This is a genomic window from Burkholderia sp. BCC1985, from assembly GCF_905339915.1.
Taxonomy (GTDB): Bacteria; Pseudomonadota; Gammaproteobacteria; order Burkholderiales; family Burkholderiaceae; genus Burkholderia.
Genome location: NZ_CAJPGY010000047.1, coordinates 29,433 through 51,691, shown reverse-complemented (window position 1 = coordinate 51,691; position 22,259 = coordinate 29,433). Strand labels below are relative to the sequence as shown.

General features: G+C 69.0%; 16 protein-coding genes. 11 read left to right on the top strand and 5 right to left on the bottom strand.

The features are described 5' to 3' along the window. The 9 genes from aceK to bioB all read left to right on the top strand — a co-directional run. Positions 1–930 (top strand): bifunctional isocitrate dehydrogenase kinase/phosphatase (gene aceK, locus U4Z31_RS31295; RefSeq protein ID WP_321812371.1); only part of this gene is annotated, 930 nt, incomplete at its 5' end. A 62-nt stretch (positions 931–992) separates the two neighbouring features. After that, positions 993–1,760: a carbonate dehydratase gene (gene can, locus U4Z31_RS31290; protein ID WP_321812370.1), complete on the top strand. Its 768-nt coding sequence runs from the start codon at positions 993–995 to the stop codon at positions 1,758–1,760. 243 nt (positions 1,761–2,003) lie between these two features. Beyond that, entirely contained in the window at positions 2,004–2,681 is a 678-nt protein-coding gene (locus U4Z31_RS31285; RefSeq protein WP_044846181.1) for an SDR family oxidoreductase, read from the top strand. A gap of 39 nt (positions 2,682–2,720) precedes the next feature. Beyond that, positions 2,721–3,158 carry a YchJ family protein gene (locus tag U4Z31_RS31280; RefSeq protein WP_321812369.1) on the top strand — a complete coding sequence of 146 codons (438 nt, stop codon included), beginning with the start codon at positions 2,721–2,723 and terminating at the stop codon, positions 3,156–3,158. A 107-nt stretch (positions 3,159–3,265) separates the two neighbouring features. Then, the gene (locus tag U4Z31_RS31275; RefSeq protein ID WP_321812368.1) at positions 3,266–4,525 is read left to right on the top strand and encodes a dienelactone hydrolase family protein; all 1,260 of its coding nucleotides are present in this window, start codon (positions 3,266–3,268) and stop codon (positions 4,523–4,525) included. A gap of 521 nt (positions 4,526–5,046) precedes the next feature. After that, complete coding sequence (bioA, locus tag U4Z31_RS31270; protein WP_321800624.1) at positions 5,047–6,390, top strand: adenosylmethionine--8-amino-7-oxononanoate transaminase; 1,344 nt, start codon at positions 5,047–5,049, stop codon at positions 6,388–6,390. After that, positions 6,390–7,601, top strand: a complete 1,212-nt coding sequence (bioF, locus tag U4Z31_RS31265; RefSeq protein ID WP_321812367.1) for an 8-amino-7-oxononanoate synthase — start codon at positions 6,390–6,392, stop codon at positions 7,599–7,601. The genes bioA and bioF overlap by 1 nt, the downstream gene beginning before the upstream one ends. Then, the gene (gene bioD, locus U4Z31_RS31260; RefSeq protein ID WP_044846176.1) at positions 7,598–8,317 is read left to right on the top strand and encodes a dethiobiotin synthase; all 720 of its coding nucleotides are present in this window, start codon (positions 7,598–7,600) and stop codon (positions 8,315–8,317) included. The genes bioF and bioD overlap by 4 nt, the downstream gene beginning before the upstream one ends. A gap of 36 nt (positions 8,318–8,353) precedes the next feature. Further along, positions 8,354–9,373 (top strand): biotin synthase BioB, encoded by a 1,020-nt coding sequence (gene bioB / locus U4Z31_RS31255; protein WP_044846175.1) that lies wholly within the window; start codon positions 8,354–8,356, stop codon positions 9,371–9,373. Between the two features lie 187 nt (positions 9,374–9,560). On the opposite strand, the gene U4Z31_RS31250 is transcribed toward bioB, so the two are convergent. Beyond that, a complete protein-coding gene (locus tag U4Z31_RS31250; protein ID WP_321812366.1) occupies positions 9,561–10,286 on the bottom strand; it encodes a copper homeostasis protein CutC in 726 nt (241 codons plus the stop codon). Between the two features lie 77 nt (positions 10,287–10,363). Then, positions 10,364–11,650 (bottom strand): EAL domain-containing protein, encoded by a 1,287-nt coding sequence (locus U4Z31_RS31245; RefSeq protein ID WP_044846173.1) that lies wholly within the window; start codon positions 11,648–11,650, stop codon positions 10,364–10,366. A 291-nt stretch (positions 11,651–11,941) separates the two neighbouring features. Here U4Z31_RS31245 and U4Z31_RS31240 point away from each other — a divergent pair, with 291 nt between their 5' ends. Next, entirely contained in the window at positions 11,942–13,609 is a 1,668-nt protein-coding gene (locus U4Z31_RS31240; protein ID WP_321812365.1) for a Na+/H+ antiporter, read from the top strand. Positions 13,610–13,697: 88 nt separating this feature from the next. Here the strand turns inward: U4Z31_RS31240 and U4Z31_RS31235 are convergent, their stop codons facing one another. Both U4Z31_RS31235 and U4Z31_RS31230 read right to left on the bottom strand, forming a co-directional pair. Beyond that, positions 13,698–17,270 (bottom strand): indolepyruvate ferredoxin oxidoreductase family protein, encoded by a 3,573-nt coding sequence (locus tag U4Z31_RS31235; protein WP_321812364.1) that lies wholly within the window; start codon positions 17,268–17,270, stop codon positions 13,698–13,700. 2,178 nt (positions 17,271–19,448) lie between these two features. Beyond that, entirely contained in the window at positions 19,449–20,006 is a 558-nt protein-coding gene (locus U4Z31_RS31230) for a sugar O-acetyltransferase (RefSeq protein ID WP_321812373.1), read from the bottom strand. 464 nt (positions 20,007–20,470) lie between these two features. Here U4Z31_RS31230 and U4Z31_RS31225 point away from each other — a divergent pair, with 464 nt between their 5' ends. After that, the gene (locus tag U4Z31_RS31225; RefSeq protein WP_044846169.1) at positions 20,471–21,085 is read left to right on the top strand and encodes a glutathione S-transferase family protein; all 615 of its coding nucleotides are present in this window, start codon (positions 20,471–20,473) and stop codon (positions 21,083–21,085) included. Between the two features lie 74 nt (positions 21,086–21,159). Here U4Z31_RS31225 and U4Z31_RS31220 read toward each other — a convergent pair whose 3' ends face one another. Continuing rightward, the gene (locus tag U4Z31_RS31220) at positions 21,160–22,128 is read right to left on the bottom strand and encodes an ion channel (protein ID WP_321812363.1); all 969 of its coding nucleotides are present in this window, start codon (positions 22,126–22,128) and stop codon (positions 21,160–21,162) included. Positions 22,129–22,259 lie beyond the last annotated feature (131 nt).

The following is a 22,259-nucleotide window of genomic DNA, read 5'->3' as shown; positions in this document are numbered from 1 at the left end:
AAGCCGGTGCTCGCCGGGATGGGCAAGAACCTGTTCTACCGCGACCTGCTGCACCATCTGTCGCATTCGAGCGACCGCTTCATCATCGCGCCCGGGATCAAGGGCCTCGTGATGCTCGTGTTCACGCTGCCGTCGTTCCCCTACGTGTTCAAGATCATCAAGGATCAGTTCCCGCCGCCGAAGGAAACGACGCGCGCGCAGATCATGGAGAAGTACCAGCTCGTGAAGCGCCACGACCGTCTCGGGCGGATGGCCGATACGCTCGAGTATTCGAGCGTCGCGCTGCCGCTGTCGCGGCTCGACCATGCGCTCGTGCGCGAGCTGGAAAAGGAAGTGCCGTCGCTGCTCGAATACGAGGACGACAACCTCGTGATCAAGCACCTGTACATCGAGCGCCGCATGACGCCGCTCAACCTGTACCTGCAGAACGGCACCGACGCGGACGTCGAGCACGGCGTGAAGGAGTACGGCAACGCGGTGAAGGAGTTGATGAAGGCCAACATCTTCCCCGGCGACATGCTTTACAAGAACTTCGGCGTCACGCGCCACGGCCGCGTCGTGTTCTACGACTACGACGAGATCGAGTACCTGACCGACTGCAACGTGCGGCGCGTGCCGCCGCCGCGCAACGAGGAAGACGAGCTGTCCGGCGAACCGTGGTATACCGTCGGCCCGCACGACATCTTTCCGGAAACCTACGGACCGTTCCTGCTCGGCGACCCGCGCGTGCGGACGGTCTTCATGAAGCATCACGCGGACTTTTTCGAACCCGCGCTCTGGCAGGCCAGCAAGGACAAGCTGCTGCAGGGCGAGTTGCCCGATTTTTACCCGTACGACGTGTCGCTGCGCTTCAGCGTGCGCTACCCCGAGCGCTTCGACGCGACGCCGGACGCCGGCGACGACGCAAGCGACGCGCAGCGCGCCGCCTGACGCACCGCCCGATCGAACCAAACCCGTTATCGACCTGACTTCCGCCAACGGAATCCACACCGATGAATACCCAAGACAATCCGCTTTCACACCTGTTCGACAACAACGACGCCTGGGTCAAGCGCCAGCTCGCCGACGATCCCGATTTCTTCGCGCGTCTCGCCGACCAGCAGGCGCCGGAATATCTGTGGATCGGCTGCTCGGATTCGCGCGTGCCCGCGAACCAGATCATCGGCCTGCCGCCGGGCGAAGTGTTCGTGCACCGTAACATCGCGAACGTCGTCGTGCACAGCGACCTGAACTGCCTGTCGGTGATCCAGTTCGCGGTCGACATCCTGCGCGTGAAGCACATCATGGTCGTCGGCCACTACGGCTGCTCTGGCGTGAACGCGGCGCTGCACAACCGCCGCGTCGGCCTCGCGGACAACTGGCTGCATCACGTGCAGGACGTGCGCGAACGCCACGCCGCACTGCTCGACGAATGGCCGGTCGGCGAAGCGCGCTATCGCCGCCTGATCGAGCTGAACTCGATCGAGCAGGTCGTCAACGTATGCCGCACGACGATCGTCAACGACGCATGGGCGCGCGGCCAGTCGCTCACCGTGCACGGGCTCGTGTACGGCGTGCACGACGGGCGGATGCGCAACCTCGGGATGGCCGTGTCGAGGTTCGACGCGCTGGATGCAACCTACAAGCGCTGCGTCGCGGCGCTGACCGCGCGCGGCCAGCACGCGCCCGACAACGACATGGTCGCGGCGGACGCCGCGCGGCTCGACGACGTCGCGCAGGCGGTCGCCGACACGCTGAAGCCGTGCGACGACGCGAAGTAACCGACTCGAAGTAGCCGACGCGCGCGGCCACGCGGGCGCGGCACGCCAGCGCCCCGCCGCGCGCCATCCGGCTGAAGGCGCATCATGATCGCGGGGCCGCGCCCCCTGCATCCCGTCGCCCGACGGGTGCGCCGTGCGCACACGCCAGCCGGCGCAACGGCGGTCATGCGGCCGCGACGGCCGTCGAACTGATCTGACACCGACACTGCCGCGACGGCGGTGCAATGCAAAGGAGCGGCGAACATGAAAACCGTACTGATCGTCGGCGCATCGCGCGGCCTCGGACGCGAATTCGTCCGGCAATACCGGCGCGACGGCTGGAACGTGATCGCGACCGCGCGCGACGACGCATCGCTCGCCGCGCTGCGCGAACGCGGCGCGCACGCGCATGCGCTCGACATCGCGCAGCCCGAACAGATCGCGGCGCTCGGCTGGAAGCTCGACGGCGAACGGCTCGACGCGGCGGTGCTCGTGTCGGGCGTGTACGGGCCGCGCACCGAAGGGGTCGAAACGATCGGCGCCGAGGATTTCGACACGGTGATGCATACGAACGTGCGCGGGCCGATGCAACTGCTGCCGATCCTGCTGCCGCTCGTCGAGGACGCACGCGGGGTGCTGGCGGTGGTTTCGAGCCGGATGGGCAGCATCGCCGAGGCGACCGGCACGACCGGCTGGCTGTACCGCGCGAGCAAGGCCGCGCTGAACGACGTGCTGCGCATCGCATCGCTGCAGACGCGCCACGCCGCCTGCATCTCCCTCCATCCCGGCTGGGTGCGCACCGACATGGGCGGCGCGCAGGCCGCGATCGATCCGGAGACCAGCGTGACCGGCATGCGCCGCGTGATCGCGGAAGCCGGCGCGGACGTGTCGCAGGCCAACGGCCGTTTCTTCCAGTACGACGGCGTCGAGCTCAGCTGGTGAGCCGGCATGACAACCCGGCGTCGTTAATTCCCGAATCGCATGATTTTGAACCGACCTGACGCGTGCCCGTGCGGCGGCGCGTCCCCCGTCCCTGCCGGCAAAGCCCCGGCGCCACGCTATGCGGCCTGTTGCGGCCGCTTCATCGACGGCGGCGAAGCCGCGTCGACCGCGCTCGAATTGATGCGTTCGCGGTACAGCGCGTACGTGCTCGGCGCGACCGACTACCTGCGCGCGACCTGGGACGCGCGCACCTGCCCGGCCGATCTCGATGCGGACCCGAATGCGCCCGACGCGCCTCGCTGGCTCGGCCTCGCCGTCAAACGCCATGCCCGGCTCGACGAACGGCACGCGGAGGTCGAATTCGTGGCCCGCTACAAGGTCGGCGGCCGGGCGTACCGGCTCCACGAGACGAGTCGTTTCACCCGCGACGAGCACGGTTTCTGGCGCTATGTCGACGGCGAAGTAAGTGAACGCTGACAAATAGTTGCCATGTCAGACGCCGGGTAATTCCCGCATTGCACAACCTGAATTTGTCGGGCTAGGATGGCCGTCAGATTGGTCATGTTGCATGGCAGGGCTTACGAATGGCGTTCAGCAAGGTATTGGTGGGATGGATGGCGGCCTGCGCGCTGTCGGCCGCTCAGGCCGGTACGGCGCCGAGCGCCCCTGCGGGCGCGGCCACGGCCAGCGGCTCGCTCGCCCATGCCGAGCGCTTCGATTACGGCGATTCGGGCCTCCCGCAGGTCGCCGCGAACCTCAACGAACAAATCGTCAGCATTCCGGCCGATGCTTCGGGCGCCGTGATGCTCGAGGCCACGCTGTTCAAGCCGAACGGCCCCGGCCCGTTCCCGCTCGTCGTCTTCAACCACGGCAAGAACACCGGCGATCTTCACCAGCAGCCGCGCAGCCGGCCGCTCGCGTTCGCGCGTGAATTCGTGCGCCGCGGCTATGCGGTCATCGCGCCGAACCGCCAGGGCTTCGCCGGGTCGGGCGGCGCGTACCAGCAGGAAGGCTGCAACGTCGGCAAGAACGGCCTCGTGCAGGCCGCCGACGTCGACGCGACGGTCCGCTACATGTCGCGTCAGTCGTACATCGATGCGTCGCGCATCGTCGTCGCGGGCACGTCGCACGGCGGCCTCGTGTCGGTCGCATACGGCACCGAGGCGGCGCCCGGCGTGCGCGGCATCATCAACTTCTCCGGCGGGCTGCGCCAGGACCTCTGCGACGGCTGGCAGCGCAATCTCGTCGACGCGTTCGACCAGTACGGCGCGCATACGGCCGTGCGGTCGCTGTGGCTGTACGGCGACAACGATTCGGTGTGGACGCCCGCGCTCGTCGCGCAGATGCACGACGCCTACGTGTCGCACGGCACGCAGGCGCAGTTCATCGATTTCGGCCGCTACAAGGACGACGCGCACCGGCTGATCGTCGATCGCGACGGCGTGCCCGTGTGGTGGCCGGCCGTGCATGCGTTCCTCGCGGAACTGAACCTGCCGACCTCGGTGCGCTATGCGGTCGCGAACCCGCACGAGCCGAATGCGACCGGCTATGCGTCGATCGACGCGGTCGAGGCGGTGCCGTTCCTCGACGCAGCCGGCCGCGAAGGCTATCGCCGTTTCCTGAGCCAGCATCCGAGCCGTGCGTTCGCGGTGTCGGCTGAAGGCGCGTGGTCGTGGGCCGAAGGCGGCGACGATCCGATGGCGCTCGCGCTCGACAACTGCTCGAAGCAGGGCGCGGGCGCATGCAAGCTGTATGCGGTCAACGACCGCGTCGTGTGGAACGCGAACGCGACGCAGACGGCCGACAACGGCGACGCCGACGCGCGCGCATTGGCTTCGCGCTGACGCGCGTCGGGATCGCGTTCTCTCCGCGTCCCTTTTCCCCCTTCCGTTTCGTGAGCGCGCGGTCCGCGATGGCGTTCACACGCCCGTTCTCGCGCTCTTGTGAGTCAGCGGGCGAGCACCCCGCCCGTAATCCTTTTCCCGCCTCTTCCGAACGCCAGCGGCACCTGATTCGACGCGCCAGTCGCCAGTCGCCAGTCACCCCGCGCGCATTGCGTCACACTCCGCGCCCCTTTTCCCTTCCCGCCCCGATTTTTCACCCCTCGCGCGCCCGCCTGCCCGACGATTTTTTCTGTCGGGGGGTGTCACTCGAACGTCGTCATCTGCGGTCATTTTGGGGCATCTGGCGCGTACCGTCCCGAGCACCCCGGATCTGCGCCGAACTCCCGCCCGGCAAGGCTTTGCGGTGTTTGTAACCGGTAGTGCAACGCGCGGCGGAACACGCTAATCTCAGCGCGTTTTCCGTCTGTCGCCGCGCGGTGTCCCGTTCGATACCCGCCGCCGTTTTACTCCCCGGAGTCGCCTTGAGTACGCCAGCCACCGATGACTGGGTCGCGCGCAGCCTGCGCGCGGTCTGGCATCCCTGCACCCAGATGAAGCACCACGAGCGCCTGCCGCTCATTCCCGTCGCGCGCGGCGCGGGCCTGTGGCTGTACGACCGCGACGGCCGCCGTTACTTCGACGCGATCAGCTCGTGGTGGGTGAACCTGTTCGGCCACGCGAATCCGGACATCAACGCGGCGCTGAAGGACCAGCTCGACACGCTCGAGCACGCGATGCTCGCCGGCTGCACGCACGAGCCGGCGATCGAGCTCGCCGAGCGGCTGCACGCGCTCACCGCGCGCACGCTCGGCCATGCGTTCTTCGCGTCGGACGGCGCGTCGGCGGTCGAGATCGCGCTGAAGATGAGCTTCCACGCGTGGCGCAACCGCGGCCGCGCGGACAAGCGCGAGTTCGTGTGCGTCGCGAACAGCTATCACGGCGAGACCATCGGCGCGCTCGGCGTGACCGACGTCGCGCTGTTCAAGGACGCGTACGACCCGCTGATCCGCAACGCGCACGTGGTCGCGTCGCCCGACGCGCGCGGCGCGCTGCCGGGCGAGACGGCCGCCGACGTCGCGGGCCGCGCGCTCGACGACGTGCGGCGCCTGTTCGCCGAACGCGCCGACCGGATCGCCGCGCTGATCGTCGAGCCGCTCGTGCAATGCGCGGCCGGCATGGCGATGCACGATCCGTCGTACGTGCGCGGGCTGCGCGCGCTGTGCGACGAATTCGGCGTGCACCTGATCGCCGACGAGATCGCGGTCGGCTGCGGCCGCACCGGCACCTTCTTCGCGTGCGAGCAGGCCGGCGTGTGGCCCGATTTCCTGTGCCTGTCGAAAGGCATCAGCGGCGGCTACCTGCCGCTGTCGCTCGTGCTCACGCGCGACGACGTGTTCGCGGCGTTCTACGACGACGACACCACGCGCGGCTTCCTGCATTCGCATTCGTACACCGGCAACCCGCTCGCGTGCCGCGCGGCCGTCGCGACGCTCGACCTGTTCGCGCGCGACGACGTGCTCGCCGGCAACGCGCGCAAGTCGGCCGCGATGCGCGCCGCGCTCGCGCCGCTCGGCGCGCACCCGCAGGTGCGTCACCTGCGCGAGCGCGGCACGCTGTTCGCGTTCGACGTCGCGCTCGACGGCGACGCGGCACGCGGCTTCTCGCGGCGCTTCTTCGAACGCGCGCTCGAGCGCGAACTGCTGCTGCGCCCGATCGGCACGACCGTGTACCTGATGCCGCCGTACGTGATGAGCGACGACGACATCGCGTGGCTCGCGCAACGCACGCGCGATACGCTCGACGCGACACTCGCGGAGGCGGCGTGATGAAACAGCCGTCACCGAAAACGACCGCGCCGCTGCTCGACACGCTGCAGCGCGGCCTCGCCGAACTCGATGCGCAGGGCCTGCGCCGCGTGCGCCGCACCGCCGACACCGCGTGCGACGCGCACATGCGCGTCGACGGCCGCGACATCGTCGGCTTCGCGAGCAACGACTATCTCGGCCTCGCCGCACATCCGGCGCTCGTCGCCGCGTTCGCGGAAGGCGCGCGGCGCTACGGCTCCGGGAGCGGCGGCTCGCATCTGCTCGGCGGCCATTCGCGCGCGCACGCGACGCTCGAGGACGAACTCGCCGGCTTCGCGGGCGGCTTCTCCGATGCGCCGCGCGCGCTGTACTTCAGCACCGGCTACATGGCGAACCTCGCCGCGATGACGGCCCTCACCGGCAAACACGCGACGATCTTCTCCGACGCGCTGAACCACGCGTCGCTGATCGACGGGATCCGGCTGTCGCGCGCGAACGTGCAGGTCTATCCGCATGCGGACATGGTGGCGCTCGCCGCGCTGCTCGATGCGTCGGAGGCCGAAACGAAGCTGATCGTCAGCGACACCGTGTTCAGCATGGACGGCGACCTCGCGCCGCTCGCCGAACTCGTCGCGCTGGCCGAACGCCACGGCGCGTGGCTCGTCGTCGACGACGCGCACGGCTTCGGCGTGCTGGGCCCGCAGGGCCGCGGCGCGCTCGCGGCCGCCGCGCTGCGCTCGCCGAACCTCGTGTACGTCGGCACGCTCGGCAAGGCCGCCGGCGTCGCGGGCGCGTTCGTCATCGCGCACGAGACCGTGATCGAATGGATGATCCAGCGCGCGCGCAGCTACATCTTCACGACGGCGGCGCCGCCCGCGGTCGCGCATGCGGTATCGGCAAGCCTGAAGGTGATCGCCGGCGACGAAGGCGATGCGCGACGCGCGCACCTCGCCGCGCTGATCGAGCGCACGCGCGCGCTGCTGCGCATGACACGCTGGCAGCCGGTCGACTCGCACACGGCCGTGCAGCCGCTCGTGATCGGCAGCAACGACGCGACGCTCGCGGCGATGCGCTCGCTCGACGCGCATGGCCTGTGGGTGCCCGCGATCCGGCCGCCGACGGTGCCCGCCGGCACGTCGCGCCTGCGCATCTCGCTGTCGGCCGCGCATTCGTTCGACGATCTCGCGCGGCTGGAAACCGCACTCATCGAAGCCAGCGAGCAAACCGCATGAACGCACCGCTTTCCCTCTTCGTCACCGGCACCGACACCGAGATCGGCAAGACCTTCGTGTCGGCCGCGATGCTGCACGGCTTCGCACGTCACGGCCTGCGCGCGGCCGCGCTGAAGCCCGTGGCCGCCGGTGCGGTTGAACGCGACGGCGTCTGGCGCAACGAGGACGCCGACCAGCTCGACGCGGCCGCGAACGTCGTGCTGCCGCCCGAGCTGCGCACGCCGTTCCTGCTGAAGGCGCCGGCCGCCCCGCACATCGTCGCCGCGCAGGAAGGCGTGACGATCGACCTCGACACGATCGTCGCGAGCCACCGCGAGGCGCTCACGCGCGCGGACGTCGTCGTCGTCGAAGGCGTCGGCGGCTTCCGCGTGCCGCTGAACGACACGCAGGACACGGCCGATCTCGCGGTCGCGCTCGGCCTGCCGGTCGTGCTCGTGGTCGGCATGCGGCTCGGCTGCATCAGCCACGCGCTGCTGACGGCCGACGCGATTCGCCAGCGCGGCCTCACGCTCGCCGGCTGGGTCGCGAACCACGTCGACCCGGCGATGTCGTACGCCGACGAGAACGTCGCGACGATCCGCGACTGGCTCGCGCGCGAACATCGCGCGCCGCTGCTTGGCCGCATCGCGCACTTGGCGCCGGCCGCCCCCGAATCCGCCGCGGCGATGCTCGACATCGCCGCGCTCGTCGACACGCTGCGCCGCGCGCAGCATTGACGCCCCGATCCCCGCATTCACGACAGGAAAACCACCATGACCCAAGCCCAGACCGCCGCCGTGCAACCCGACGCGATCCCCGTGGCCGCTCCGGCGCCGCAGCGCTGGCGCGTCGCCGACGTCGTCGCGCTGTTCGAGCTGCCGTTCAACGACCTGATGTTCCGCGCGCAGCAGGTGCATCGCGAGCACTTCGACGCGAACGCGGTGCAGCTGTCGACGCTGCTGTCGATCAAGACGGGCGGTTGCGAGGAGGATTGCGGCTACTGCTCGCAGTCGTCGCACCACGAGACGGGCCTGAAGGCAGAGAAGCTGATGGACGTCGACGCGGTGCTGGACGCCGCGCGCGCGGCCAAGGCGAACGGCGCGAGCCGCTTCTGCATGGGCGCCGCATGGCGCAACCCGAAGGAGCGCCACATGCCGGCGCTGACCGAGATGGTGCGCGGCGTGAAGGAACTGGGCCTCGAGACCTGCATGACGCTCGGCATGCTGGAGGACGAGCAAGCCAGGGAACTCGCCGACGCGGGCCTCGATTACTACAACCACAATCTCGACACGTCGCCGGAGTTCTACGGCCAGGTGATCTCGACGCGCACCTACCAGGATCGTCTCGACACGCTCGACCGCGTGCGCGACGCGGGCATCAACGTGTGCTGCGGCGGCATCATCGGGATGGGCGAATCGCGCCGCGAACGCGCGGGCCTGATCTCGCAGCTCGCGAACCTGAACCCGTATCCGGAGTCGGTGCCGATCAACAACCTCGTCGCGATCGAGGGCACGCCGCTCGAAGGCACCGCACCGCTCGACCCGTTCGAATTCGTGCGCACGATCGCGGTCGCGCGCATCACGATGCCGAAGGCCGTCGTACGACTGTCGGCCGGCCGCGAGCAGCTCGACGACGCGATGCAGGCAATGTGCTTCCTCGCGGGCGCGAACTCGATGTTCTACGGCGACCAGCTGCTGACCACGAGCAACCCGCAGACGCAGCGCGACCGCGCGCTGTTCGAGCGCCTCGGCATCCGCGCGAGCCAGGCCGACGCGCTGGCGGAGAACGCGTAAGCGGCGGCCTCGCGTCGTTCTGCGAAGGTTGCAGACGAAAAAACCGGGGCATGCCCCGGTTTTTTTTCGTCCGATCGTCTGCGCCGGGCCGGCCTGCGCGTCGCGCATCGCGGTCTTACCCGCGTGCCGGATCGAAGCGTCGAGCCCGCCCGTCGGCGTGCGCGTCGGCGCAACTTCCGCCTGCGCGTCACACGTGTGCGGCCGCGCCGTCGAGCGCCGCGCGCACGCGCGCGACGCGCTGTTCGTCGACGGGTGCCAGCACCTCGCCGCGCGGCCGCACGCCCGAGCCGAAGTGCACCGCGCGCACGCCGGTCGAGCGAACGAAATCGCCGACCGCGTCGATCGTGAGGCCCGAGCCGGCCAGCACCGTGCAGGTCGAGCCTGCCGCCTGGCGCACCAGCCGCGTGATCGTCGCGACCGCGTCGAGCACCGACGGATGGCCGCCCGAGGTCAGCACCGACGTGACGGCCGGCACGCGCAGCAGCGCGTCGAACGCGGCATTGAGGTCGCGCGACACGTCGAACGCGCGATGGAACGTCAGGTCGCGCCCGTCCGCGGCCGCCGCGATGCGCTGGAGCGCATCGAGATCGACGTCGCCGCGCGCATCGAGCGCGCCGAACACGACGCCGTTCGCACCAGCCGCGACGGCCGCGCGCACGTCGCGCTCGATCACGCGCAGGTCGTCGGCGTCGTAGACGAACGCGCGGCTGTGCGGGCGCACGATCACGTTCACCGGGATCGCCACGGCGGCCACGACGGCCTCGATCAGGCCGACGCTCGGTGTGAGCCCGCCTTCGCTGATCGCGGTCACGAGCTCGAGCCGGTCGGCGCCCGCGCGGGCAGCGGCCTTCGCGTCGCCGACGGTGGTGGCGATCACTTCGAGGAGAACGGAGGAAGCGGCGGTGCGGTTCATCGGCGGCTCGCGAATCGTCAGGACAATTCGCGCATCCTAGCCGAGCGGCATGAACCGCGCCAGCATGCCGGCCGTCGCTATGCGCCGCCCGCTTCCTCGTCGATCCAGTCGATATCGCCGCACAGCACGTGCTGCGCGTCGCCGATGCGCACCGCCACCGACAGCGTCACGCACGGCTGCGCCTCGTTGATCGACAGGTACGGGCGCGTCACCTGCACGCGTCCGGGCTCGGCGATCGCCGTGCGGAAATACGGCCGGCGCAGCCAGTTCGCACCTTGCGCATCCGACAGCGGCGAGAAGCGCGCCTCGGCGAGCGCGCGGTCCGCGCGCAGCACGACGTTGCGGCCGGCCTGCCGGCCGCGCGCGTCGAGCAGGAAGCAGCGCGCGGCATCGTCGAGCGCGAGGAAGTTCCAGCACACCTCGTCGAGCGGCTCGCCGGCCGCCACCCGCTCGGCCGCGCGCTCGAACGCGCGCAGGTATGGCGCGAGCCGCTGCGCGTCGCGCCGCTCGCGCGCTTCGGTCTGCTGGCGAAAGCGCTCGGTCAGCTCGCCGATGCAACCGGTCGCGGCCGCGCTATCAGGTAGCCCGGGGGCCGGGCGGCCGAAGAAATAGCCCTGCACGAAATCGGCCTCGCACGACAGCGCGATCTGCGCGTCGTGCTCGGTCTCGATCCCCTCGACGAGCACCAGCTTGCCGGCCTCGTGCAGCAGCGTGACGAGCCCGTGCAGGATCGCGGTGAGCCCCGTGCGGTGCGCCGCGTGGGACAGCATGATCCGGTCGAGCTTCACGATGTCCGGGTTCAGTTGCCAGATCCGCTCGAGGTTCGAGTGTCCGGCGCCGAAATCGTCGAGCGCGATCAGGAAACCCTGCGCGCGGAATTCGCGCACGGCCTCGGCGAGCCGCTCGACGTCTTCCGCGCGCTGTTCGAGCACTTCGAGCACGACGCGGCGCGGCGGCATGCCGATCCGCTTCAGGTTCGCGAACAGCGCGGCGGCCTGGAACGGGTCGGTCAGCACGCCCGGATGCACGTTGAGGAACAGCCACTCGCGCTCGGCGCCGAGCAGCGCGAAGTTCTCGAGATGTAGCGCCTGCGCGAGCCGGTCGAGCTGCAGCAACTCGCCCTGGCGCGCGGCCTCGCCGAACACGTCGAGCGGCGACACCGCGCGGTCGAGCGCGTCATGCGCGCGCAGCAGCGCCTCGTAGCCCACCGCGCGCTGGTGCGACAGGCTGAAGATCGGCTGGAACACGGTCGTGAGCGACAAGTCGTGATGCTGCGTCGCCAGGCGCTCGAGGCCGGAGCTCATCTCCCGCTCGAAACGATACGGCGATGCGGTGGCCGGACGCTCCTGTTGCGCGATCGTCATGGCGCCCTCCTGGTGATGCAGCCGAACGCGGCGGTTGGTTGAGACGGCGCGCGCAATGTCATGGTGGAATCCTCGGTTGTCCGGCCGGTGCCGGACGGTAGGCAAGCATCAAGCAAGGTCCGTGCAAGGGCCGAACACGCGCGCCGCGCCTGCGTGCGGCGCCGCCGCACCAGCATGGCGCAGGCCGGATGCACCGTTCACGTGCATGCGCACCGGCGCACTCGAACGCACCCGCCGCATCGTCACGCTAAACTCCGTACGGTCGTTTCATTCTCCGCAATCGCCGTCTCGATGGAAATCGTCTTCACAGTCCTGATCCTGCTGCTGACCGTCGCGCTGTCCGGCGCGGTCACACGCATCCTGCCGTTGCAGCTTCCGCTGCCGCTGATGCAGATCGCGTTCGGCGCGATGCTCGCGTGGCCGAAGCTGAACCTGCACGTCACGTTCGATCCCGAAATCTTCATGCTGCTGTTCATTCCGCCGCTGCTGTTCGCGGACGGCTGGCGGATTCCGAAACGCGAGCTGTACCTGCAGCGCCGCGCGATCCTGATGCTCGCGTTCGGGCTCGTGTTCATGACGGTACTCGCAGTCGGCTACTTCGCGCACTGGCTGATACCCGAGTTGCCGCTGCCGATCGCGTTCGCGCTCGCGGCCGTGCTGTCGCCCACCGACGCGGTCGCGCTGTCGGGCATCGCCGGCAAGGGGCGGATCCCGCCGCAACTGATGCACATCCTCGAAGGCGAGGCGCTGATGAACGACGCGTCGGGCTTGGTCGCGCTGAAGTTCGCGGTCGCGGCCGCGCTCACCGGCGTGTTCTCGCTGCGCGATGCGTCGATCACGTTCGTGATCGTCGCCACCGGCGGGCTCGCGACGGGCGCGCTCGTGTCGTGGGGATTCAGCGCGCTGTCGACGCGCTTCCTGAACGCCGAGCAGGAAGGCGATCCGGCCCCCGGCATCGTGATGACGCTGCTCGTGCCATTCGCCGCCTATCTGTTCGCCGAGCATCTCGACCTGTCGGGCGTGCTCGCGGCCGTGTCGGCCGGGATGATGATGAACTACACGAGCTTCTCCCGCAAAAGCACCGTCGCGTCGCGCGTGCGGGCCGAAAGCACGTGGGCGATGATCGAGTTCGTGTTCAACGGCATGGTGTTCATCATGCTCGGGCTGCAGCTGCCGCACATCATCGGCCGCGCGCTCGTCGACGCGCACCACACGAGCGACGCGCTCGTCGGCCGGATGATCTTCAACGTGTGCGCGATGATGATCGCGCTGTATGCGATCCGCTTCCTGTGGGTCTGGCTGCTGCGCTGGATCGCGAGCCGCCGCGCCGCGCGCCAGGGCCTCGCGGGCACGATGGCCGGCGTGCGCACGATCGCGGTGATGACGGTCGGCGGCGTGCGCGGCGCAGTCACGCTCGCGGGCGTGCTGTCGATCCCCGTCGCGCTGTCCGACGGCGCGCCGCTGCCCGGCCGCGACACCGCGATCTTCGTCGCATCGGCGGTGATTCTCGGTTCGCTGATCGTCGCGGTGATCGGCCTGCCGCTGCTGCTGCGCGGCGTGCGCTCGACGCGCAACCCGCTCGCCGACGAGGAGCGCACCGCGCGCGCGGCCGCCGCGCAGGCCGCGATCCGCGCGATCGACTCGTCGCACGACGCGATCTCGGCCGATCTCGACGAATCGGGTGCCGCGCGCTGCGCGGACATCTCGGCGCGCGTGATGGACCAGTACCGCCGCCGCCTCGCCGCGCTCGCCGACGACGGCCCGACCCCGCGCGCGCAAGCCAAGCAGGCGGAGACGATGGAACTGCAGATGCGGATCGCGGCGGTGCGCGCGGAACGTTCGGTGCTGTACCGGATGCGCAGCGAAAGCAGGATTTCCGACGAGACGCTGACGAAGCTGATCCGCGAGATCGACCTGTCGGAAACGGCGCTGTCGACGCGCAAGAAAGGACTCGTCTGAGCGGCTGCGCCGCGGTGCGATTGCACGGCCGCTCAAAAAAAACGGCGACGCACGAGCGTCGCCGTTTTCACATCCGCCCGCCGCGGCGTTACTTCGCGACGACGACCGGAATCCCCTTCAGCATTCCCGCGCCCTTCATCTCGTCGAGCGCGTGCTGCACTGCCGCACTCGTCGCCGCGTCGATGCCGAGCTGCAGCGCGAGCTCGCGCTCCGCACGCTTCACGCCCGCGAGGTTGCGCACCTTCACGTGACCGAAGCCGCGCACGCGGGCATGAAGATCTGCCAGTTGCGTGACCTGCGCCGCATTGCCGGCGGTCGTCGCGGCGAGCGCGCGCGTGAGCGTCGTCTCGTAGTCGTCGGCGAGCGCGCGCTCCATCCGGCGCTCGGCCGTGCGGCCGAACGGATCGAGCCACGTGCCGCGCAGGCTGCGCACGCGCGCAAGCGTGCCGAGCACCGGCCACATCCACTGGCCGAACACGCGCTTCTTCGGCACGCTGCCGTCGCGGCCGGCCTTCGCGACCGTCGGCGGCGCCAGGTTGAACTTCACGCGATAGTCCTGCCCCGGCACGCCTTCGAACTGCGCTTCGAGCGCCGTGCGGAACGCGCCGTCCGCATACAGCCGGGCAACCTCGTATTCGTCCTTCACCGCGAGCAGCCGGTAGAACGTCGTCGCGACCGCGCGCGTCAGCGCATCGTCGCCCTTCGCGCGCGCCGCGTTCACCAGTGCGCGGTAGCGCTCGACGTAACGCACGCCGCCGTAGGCGTCGAGGCGCGCCTCGCGATCGGCGATCAGTTCGGCGAGTGTCTCCGGCACAACCTGCACGGCCACCGCGTGACGCGCGTTCCACAATGCGTCGAGGCCCGCCGCATCGCCGGCCGCCATCCGGCCGATCGCGAACGCGAGCTTGTTCATCGGCACCGCGACGTTGTTCAGCTCGATCGCGCGCATCATCGCGGCGAGCGACACCGGCACGAGGCCGAGCTGCCACGCGTAGCCGAGCATCAGGATGTTCGCGCCGATCGAGTCGCCGAGGAATTTCGCGGCGAGCGCCTGCGCGTCGCAGCTCGACAGGTAGCCGTCGCCGGCCGCGTGATGCATTTTTTCGAGCAGCGCATCCGCGTGCAGGTTCGCGTCGGGGTTCTGCACGAACGACGCGTTCGGAATCCGGTGTGTGTTGACCACGATCCGCGTGCGCTCGTGGCGCACCGTCTGCAGCGCCTCGGCGCTCGCGCCGACGACCATGTCGCACGCGAGCAGCACGTCGGCCTGCTGCGTGTCGATGCGCACCTGGTTCAGCCACCGGTCGCTCGACGCGATCCGCACGAACGACAGCACCGAGCCGCCCTTCTGCGCGAAGCCCATGAAGTCGAGCACCGACGCGCTCTTGCCTTCGAGGTGCGCGGCCATGCTGATCAGCGCGCCGACCGTCACGACGCCCGTGCCGCCCACGCCCGTGACCAGCATGTCGTACGGCGCCGCATCGAGATGGGTCGCGGGCACCGGCAGCGCGTCGACGCGCACGGCGAGCGCGGCTTCGTCGAACGCCGCGCCCGCGGCCTTCTTCAGCGCCGCACCTTCGACCGTCACGAAGCTCGGGCAGAAGCCGTTCACGCACGAGTAGTCCTTGTTGCACGACGACTGGTCGATGCGGCGCTTGCGGCCAAGCGGCGTCTCGAGCGGCTCGACCGACAGGCAGTTCGACTGCACGCCGCAGTCGCCGCAGCCTTCGCATACCGCGTCGTTGATGAACAGCCGCTTGTCCGGGTCGGGGAATTCGCCCTTCTTGCGGCGGCGGCGCTTCTCGGCCGCGCAGGTCTGGTCGTAGATCAGCACGGTGACGCCCGGCGTCTCGCGCAGCTCGCGCTGCACCGCGTCGAGTTCGCTGCGGTGATGGAACGTCGTGCCCTTCGGGAACAGCCCGTGATGACCGTCGTACTTCTCCGGTTCGTCGGACACCACGACGAAGCGCGACACGCCTTCCGCCTCGACCTGCCGCGCGATCTGCGGCACCGAGATGCTGCCGTCGACCGGCTGGCCGCCCGTCATCGCGACCGCGTCGTTGTAGAGGATCTTGTACGTGATGTTCGCTTTCGCGGCGACCGCCTGGCGGATCGCGAGAATGCCCGAATGGAAGTAGGTGCCGTCGCCGAGGTTCTGGAACACGTGCTTCGTGTTGGTGAACATCGCGTGCGCGGCCCAGTCGACGCCCTCGCCGCCCATCTGGATCAGGCCCGTCGTGTCGCGCTCCATCCACGACGCCATGAAGTGGCAGCCGATGCCGGCCTGCGCGATCGAGCCTTCCGGCACCTTCGTCGACGTGTTGTGCGGGCAGCCCGAGCAGAAGTACGGCGTGCGCTTCACCGCGTCCGCCTCGTTCGACAGGATCTGCGGCGCGACGAGATCGACGACGCGCTCGCGCCGGTCGAGCGCCGGCTTGTGCCGCGCGAGCCAGGTGGCGAACACCGGCAGGATCCGCGACGGGCGCAGCTCGCCGAGCTCGGACAGCAGGCACGCGCCTTCGGCATCGTGCTTGCCGAGCACGCGCGGGCGCGCACCGTCCGCGCGGTTGTACAGGTAGTCCTTGATCTGCTGCTCGATCACCGGGCCCTTCTCTTCGATGACGAGCACTTCCGACAGGCCGTCGACGAAGGTTTCGATCCGTGTCATCTCGAGCGGATACGACAGGCCGACCTTGTAGATCCGCACGCCGGCCGCTTCCAGGTCGGCGACGGTGAGGTCGAGCCGGCGCAGCGCCTCCATCAGGTCGAGGTGCGCCTTGCCGCACGTGACGATGCCGACATTCGCGTGCGCGCTCGGCGCGATCCATTTGTCGATGCTGTTGGTGCGCGCGAAGTGGCGCACCGCGTCGAGCTTCGCGGCGAGGCGCGCTTCGATCGTGAGGCTCGGCAGGTCGGGCCAGCGGTTGTGCAGGCCGCCCGCCGGCGGCGCGAAGCCCGCCGGCGCCGGCCATTGCGTCTGCAGCGCGTCGAGATCGACGGTCGAGCCCGACTCGACGGTCTCCGAGATCGCCTTGAAGCCGACCCAGGCGCCCGAGTAGCGCGACAGCGCCCAGCCGTACAGGCCGAACTCCAGCATGTCGGCGATGTTCGACGGGTTCACGACCGGCATGTGCCACGCGATCATCGCGAAGTCGCTCTGGTGCGGCATCGACGACGACACGCAGCCATGGTCGTCGCCGGCCACCACCAGCACGCCGCCGTGCGGCGACGAACCGTATGCGTTGCCGTGCTTCAGCGCGTCGCCGGCGCGGTCGACGCCGGGGCCCTTGCCGTACCACATCGCGTACACGCCATCGACGGTGCGCTCCGGGTCCGCCTCGACGCGCTGCGTGCCGAGCACGGCGGTGCCGCCGAGTTCCTCGTTGATCGCGGGCAGGAAGCGCACGCCGCTGCCGTCGAGCAGTTTCTTCGCCTTCCACAGCTGCTGGTCGACCATCCCGAGCGGCGAGCCGCGGTAGCCGCTGACGAAGCCGGCCGTGTTCAGGCCCTGCGCGGTATCGGCTGCGCGCTGCATCAGCAGCAGGCGGACCAGCGCCTGCGTGCCGGTCAGGAAGATCCGGCCGCGCGTGGCGGTCAGGTTGTCGGTCAGGCGGTAGTCGGATAGAGCGGGCGTGCCGTCGACGGGCAGGCGGGCGGTCATGGGGATATCTCCTGATTGTGTGTTCTGGGCCGCGCACGGGGCGTCGGGCGACGCCGGCCGGGGCTGCGGCTGGATGGCTCTATTTTTTCGCGGGGAGACGAGAAAGTTTTTTCTCATCTTGCTCGGATGACGCCGGAGCGAGAAAAACTGCGCAGGTTTCGGTCGGAAATCGAGAGATTTTTCGCGCGGGGTGGCGGGCGGCTGTTCGGGGCGTGTCGGGGTGGGCAGGCGGGTTGCCTCGAAAAGGCCGGAATGCGCGGGAGGCGGACCGCGGGCGCGGCGGCGGGCGCTCGCAGGCGGTGCGGCAAGGGCTCGGGTGGCGGAACGGGCGAGCCCTCACCCATCGAATGCACAGCGTTCGGATTGGTCGCGGGTGCGGGATGTCCACAATGCCGGGGCTGCGTTTCGGGCTGGCCCGCGCGCTCACCATTCGGTTGCACAGGGTTTCGAGTCGCGCCGGAGGCCGGATGTCCACACCTCGATCGGTCCGCGGTTCGAGCGGATGCCGACGCTCACCGTCGAAATTCACAGCGCGGCGAGTCGATGTTGGCGGGAGATATCCACACCGTCGGATTCCTGCCCCGACGACGCGGCGTTCGTCCTCACCTGTGGGATGCACAGGTTTGCGAGTCGATTCGGCAGCGCGATATCCACACGGCCGTCCGCCTTCGCGACGTTTCGGAGCGTCGGGGCGACGCGGGACAGCGCGCTTCAGTGTGGATGGGCCCGCCTCCGCAAGCGCCCGCACGGCCTTGGCGTTCGTCGGCGCATGCAGTCGCGTCGCCGGACGAGGTGCCGGCACGGGTTTGGATATCGCCCACACCAGGCACTGAAAATCCAGTGAATTTCGATGATGAGCATCGGCACGCAATCGAACAAGGATGCCGATCCGGGTGTGGACAGCCCAACCCGCGACGACTCGAAACGCTGTGCATTTCGACGGTGAGCGCCGATCCGGATGCGAACAGGCCGCCCCACGACAACGCCAAACGCCGTGATTTGCAACGGTGAGTGACGGCACGGCGATCGAACGAGGGTGCCGATTCGGGTGTGGATAGTTCGATCCGCGACCACTCGAGACGCTGTGACTTGCAACGGTGAGCGACGGCACGGCAGTCGAACGAGGGTGCCGATTCGGGTGTGGACAGCTCGATCCACGACCACTCGGAACACTGTGAAATTCGACGGTGAGCGACGACACGGCAGTCGAACGAGGACGCCGATTCGGGTGTGGATAGCTCGATCCGCGACCACTCGGAACCCTGTGAAATTCGACGGTGAGCGAAGGCACGGCAGTCGAACGAGGGTGCCGATTCGGGTGTGGATAGCTCGATCCTCGACCACTCGGAACACTGTGAAATTCGATGGTGAGCGAAGGCACGGTGTCGCACGAAAGCGCCGATTCAGGCGTGACCGGCAGCACATGCAAACCACGCCGAAGCCCACGCATCCGCAGTCGCACCGACGCGGCAGAGCAGCACGCGCGCGCCCTCTCCACCGAAAGACACAGCACGTCGACTGCTTTAGGCGACCGGATATCCACATCGCGGCAAGCACGCGAATGGCACGCGCGATCGCGTGTGCGGTTAGAATGCGCGACCCCGCAGCCGCGTCGAAGATCGGGAACGGGCACGCAAGGCGACACCTGGCCCGTCCGGGTACCGACGCTCACCATTGAAATACACAGCGCTTCGAGTGAATTCCACGGCAGGATATCCACACCGCGATGAGCGCGCGGCTCTATCGCCGCTCCGCACTCGCCGTTAGAATGCGCGGCGCTCCGGATTTCGTGCGACGCCCGAAAGTCCGCACCAGGCAAGTCTCACGCGCGATCGGTCCGCGGCGCTCACCGGTCAAAGGCACAGCATTTTTCGTCGTCGCGATTCCCGGTTGTCCACACCCCGCATCGCGCATCCGGCCGCACTCACCGGTGAAATGCACAGTCTGCCGAGTGGTTTCGAGGCCGGGATATCCACAACCGACGCGGCGAAAAAATTCATCGCGGGCGCTGCGGCAACGTCGGTTCACGCACCTGCCCGCGATCGGCGCCGGATGCCGGAAAGCCCCGCAAATTCGGCCTCCGGACGCACGCTCACCGTTCGAATCCACAGCATTTCGAGTGGGCGGAAACCCGGTTGTCCACATCCGCGCCGAAGCGGACGGCGCCCGCAAGCGCCGTCACTCGGCAATCGAACGGATGATCCGCGCCGGGTTTCCGCCAACCAGCGTATTCGGCGGGACGTCGCGCGTCACGACGGCACCCGCGCCGACAACCGAGTTCTCGCCGACCGTCACGCCGCCGATGATCGTCGCACCCGCGCCGATCCACACGTTGCTCCCGATCACGATCGGCCGGGCGACGACGGCGTCGCGCCGCCGGGACGGCTCGACCGGATGGCCCGACGTGATGAGACTGACGTTCGGCCCGATCATCACGTCGTCGCCGATGTCGAGGCCGCCGAGGTCATAGAACGTGCAGTTCTGGTTGATGAACACGTTGCGGCCGATCCGCGTATCGGCGCCGCCCGTCGCATAAAACGGCGGGATCAGCAGAAAACCGTCGTCCATCGCCCTTCCGATCAGTTCTCCGAACAATGTCCGGACGTCCTTCGCATCGTCGAACGTCAGACGGTTGAGCCGCGCGGTGATCGCCATCGTCCGCCCGAGCTCGGCGCGCATCGCGGCCGATTCCGGCGTGCGCCGGGGAATGATCGTGGTGCGATCGTCGTTCGCCATTCGTTGCCATTCTCCGTGCGCGCTCGAACCGGCACGCCGCGCATCACGCAGCGCCTGACTCGCCGAATACGATCGCATCGCCTTGAATTCAGTCATTCGGTCGCCCCGCGCAGGGTCACCCGGTTTCCACGTTTCGCGCCTCGCCGACGGCCATCGTCCGGGCTCGTGCGGGCAGCCGCCGACGCTGCTGCAAAGCCAGCGGAACAGCAGGGTCGTGACCGCTGCAGCCGAGCACACATACGTCAATCTCAAACTAGTCGTTTCATGACTAGTTAATTCATGAACTTCCGCCATGCAAGGCTTTGCGGGAAATTCCCTACCCGCCCGCATCCGCCCGGACACGCACGCCCCGCGCCCGCGCCAGGCTCCGCCATTCTCGCCGTCCGCCCCTGTCCGAACCTCTCCCGCTCGGGTACGCTTGAGCATCCACCGACCCGACACGCACACCCATACGCGGAGGCGCGATGAAGCTCTACTACTGGCCGAAGACCCGGGCATTCCGGGCGCTGTGGATGCTGGAGGAAATCGGCGCCGTCTACGAGCTCGTGCCGATCGACTTGCGATCGCACGAACAGGGCAGCGACGCGTTCGTCCAGGTCAATCCGATGGCCAAGCTGCCCGCGCTCGACGACGGCAGCGAACCGTTCGCCGAATCCGGCGCCGTGCTGCTCTATCTCGCCGATCGCTGTCCGGGCGCCGGGCTCGGCATTGCACCGGACGATCCGCTGCGCGGCCGCTTCCTGCAGTGGATGTTCTTCACGCCCACCTGCCTCGAGCCGGCGATGGCCGAGAAATTCACCGGCGCGTCGGGCAATCCGGTCGCCTTCGGCTGGGGCAACATCACGCGCGTGCAGCGTGCGCTCGCACAAACGCTCGCCCACAGCCGCTGGCTCGTCGGCGATCACTTCACCGCGGCCGACCTGCTGCTCGCCAGCACGCTGAAGATCGCGTTCGACGCGCACCTGCTGCCGCACGAAGGCGTGCTCGGCGACTACGTCGCGCGCGCCGAGGATCGCGACGGCCATCGCCGCGCGGTCGCGGTCGAACAGCGCGAAGCGGCGCGCCTGCTGCATGCGTGACGCGTGAACGGCCCGGCCTTCCGGCGCGGCAGCCGCGCCCGGAGGCCGGCGCCCGCTCGCGCCGCGCACGGCCTTCATGCAGCCGGCCCGGGCGTCTGCGCGGCCGTGCCGGCCTCGACCACCACGCCCGGCGAGCCGCGCTCGTCCGTATCGGTGTCGACCGGCACGACTTCGTGAAAATGCGTGTAGTCGATGTGCGTGATGCCGCCTTCGTCGTGCATCAGGTCGACATAGCGGTGACGCCAGCGGATCTCCGCATGCGTCCATGAGTAGCGCGCCTGCATGACTTGCGCGGTCGTCTCGTCGGAGCCCTCGATCGTGATCAGCAGCGACGCGTCGCGCGCGGCGAGCGACTCGGCCGTCTCGCCGAACAGCGGGCTCGTGTCGTCGATCACGTGCATCAGGTTCCAGCCGAGCAGGAAGATCGGATGCTCGTTGCGCACGAGCGGCAGGTCATGGATCTTGCGCAGCATATAACCCTCGTGCGTGCCTTCGACGCGCATCAGCCGCAGTTTCGCCTGCGCTTCGGCGATCACGTTCTGGCGCGCATTCGCGGCGCGCACCATCAGCGTCATCCGCCCGTTCAGCGGACGCACGATCGCGTAACGCGCGAACAGGATCTTCGCCTGCGGCCGCGAGAAGCGCGCGAACACGAGGCCGGTCGCGAGCGCGATGCCCGACATCCCGATGAAGATCTCGAAGGTCGAGACGACGTGCGCGTAGACGGTCTGCGGATGCATGTCGCCATAACCGACCGTTGCGAGTGTCTCGACGCTGAAGAAGAACGCGCCGGCGAACCCGGCCGGCGACTGGTTCGCGATCGGCGCGTGGCCGAGCAGGTAGAGCGTCGCGAAGCCGCCGTTGAGCAGCAGGAACAGCACCGCGAGCGACAGGAAGAATACGGGCCAGCTCACCGTCAGCGCGCGGTGATAGAGGTCGCGCCAGCCGAGCGGCGGCATCCCGTACGCGATCACGGGGCGGGTGCCCGACCAGATCTTGCGGCCGCGGCCGCGGGTGGCTGGGGAGGACGAATCGACGTTCATCGCGCAAGGGCCTGGAGCAAGGAGGCGATGAGCGTAGCACGCGCGGGCGGCGGCCGGGAATGCGCAGCGATGCGGAGCGGGCTCGCGCGTGCGGCGCGAAAAAAAGCCGGCCGCATGGGCGGCCGGCTTCG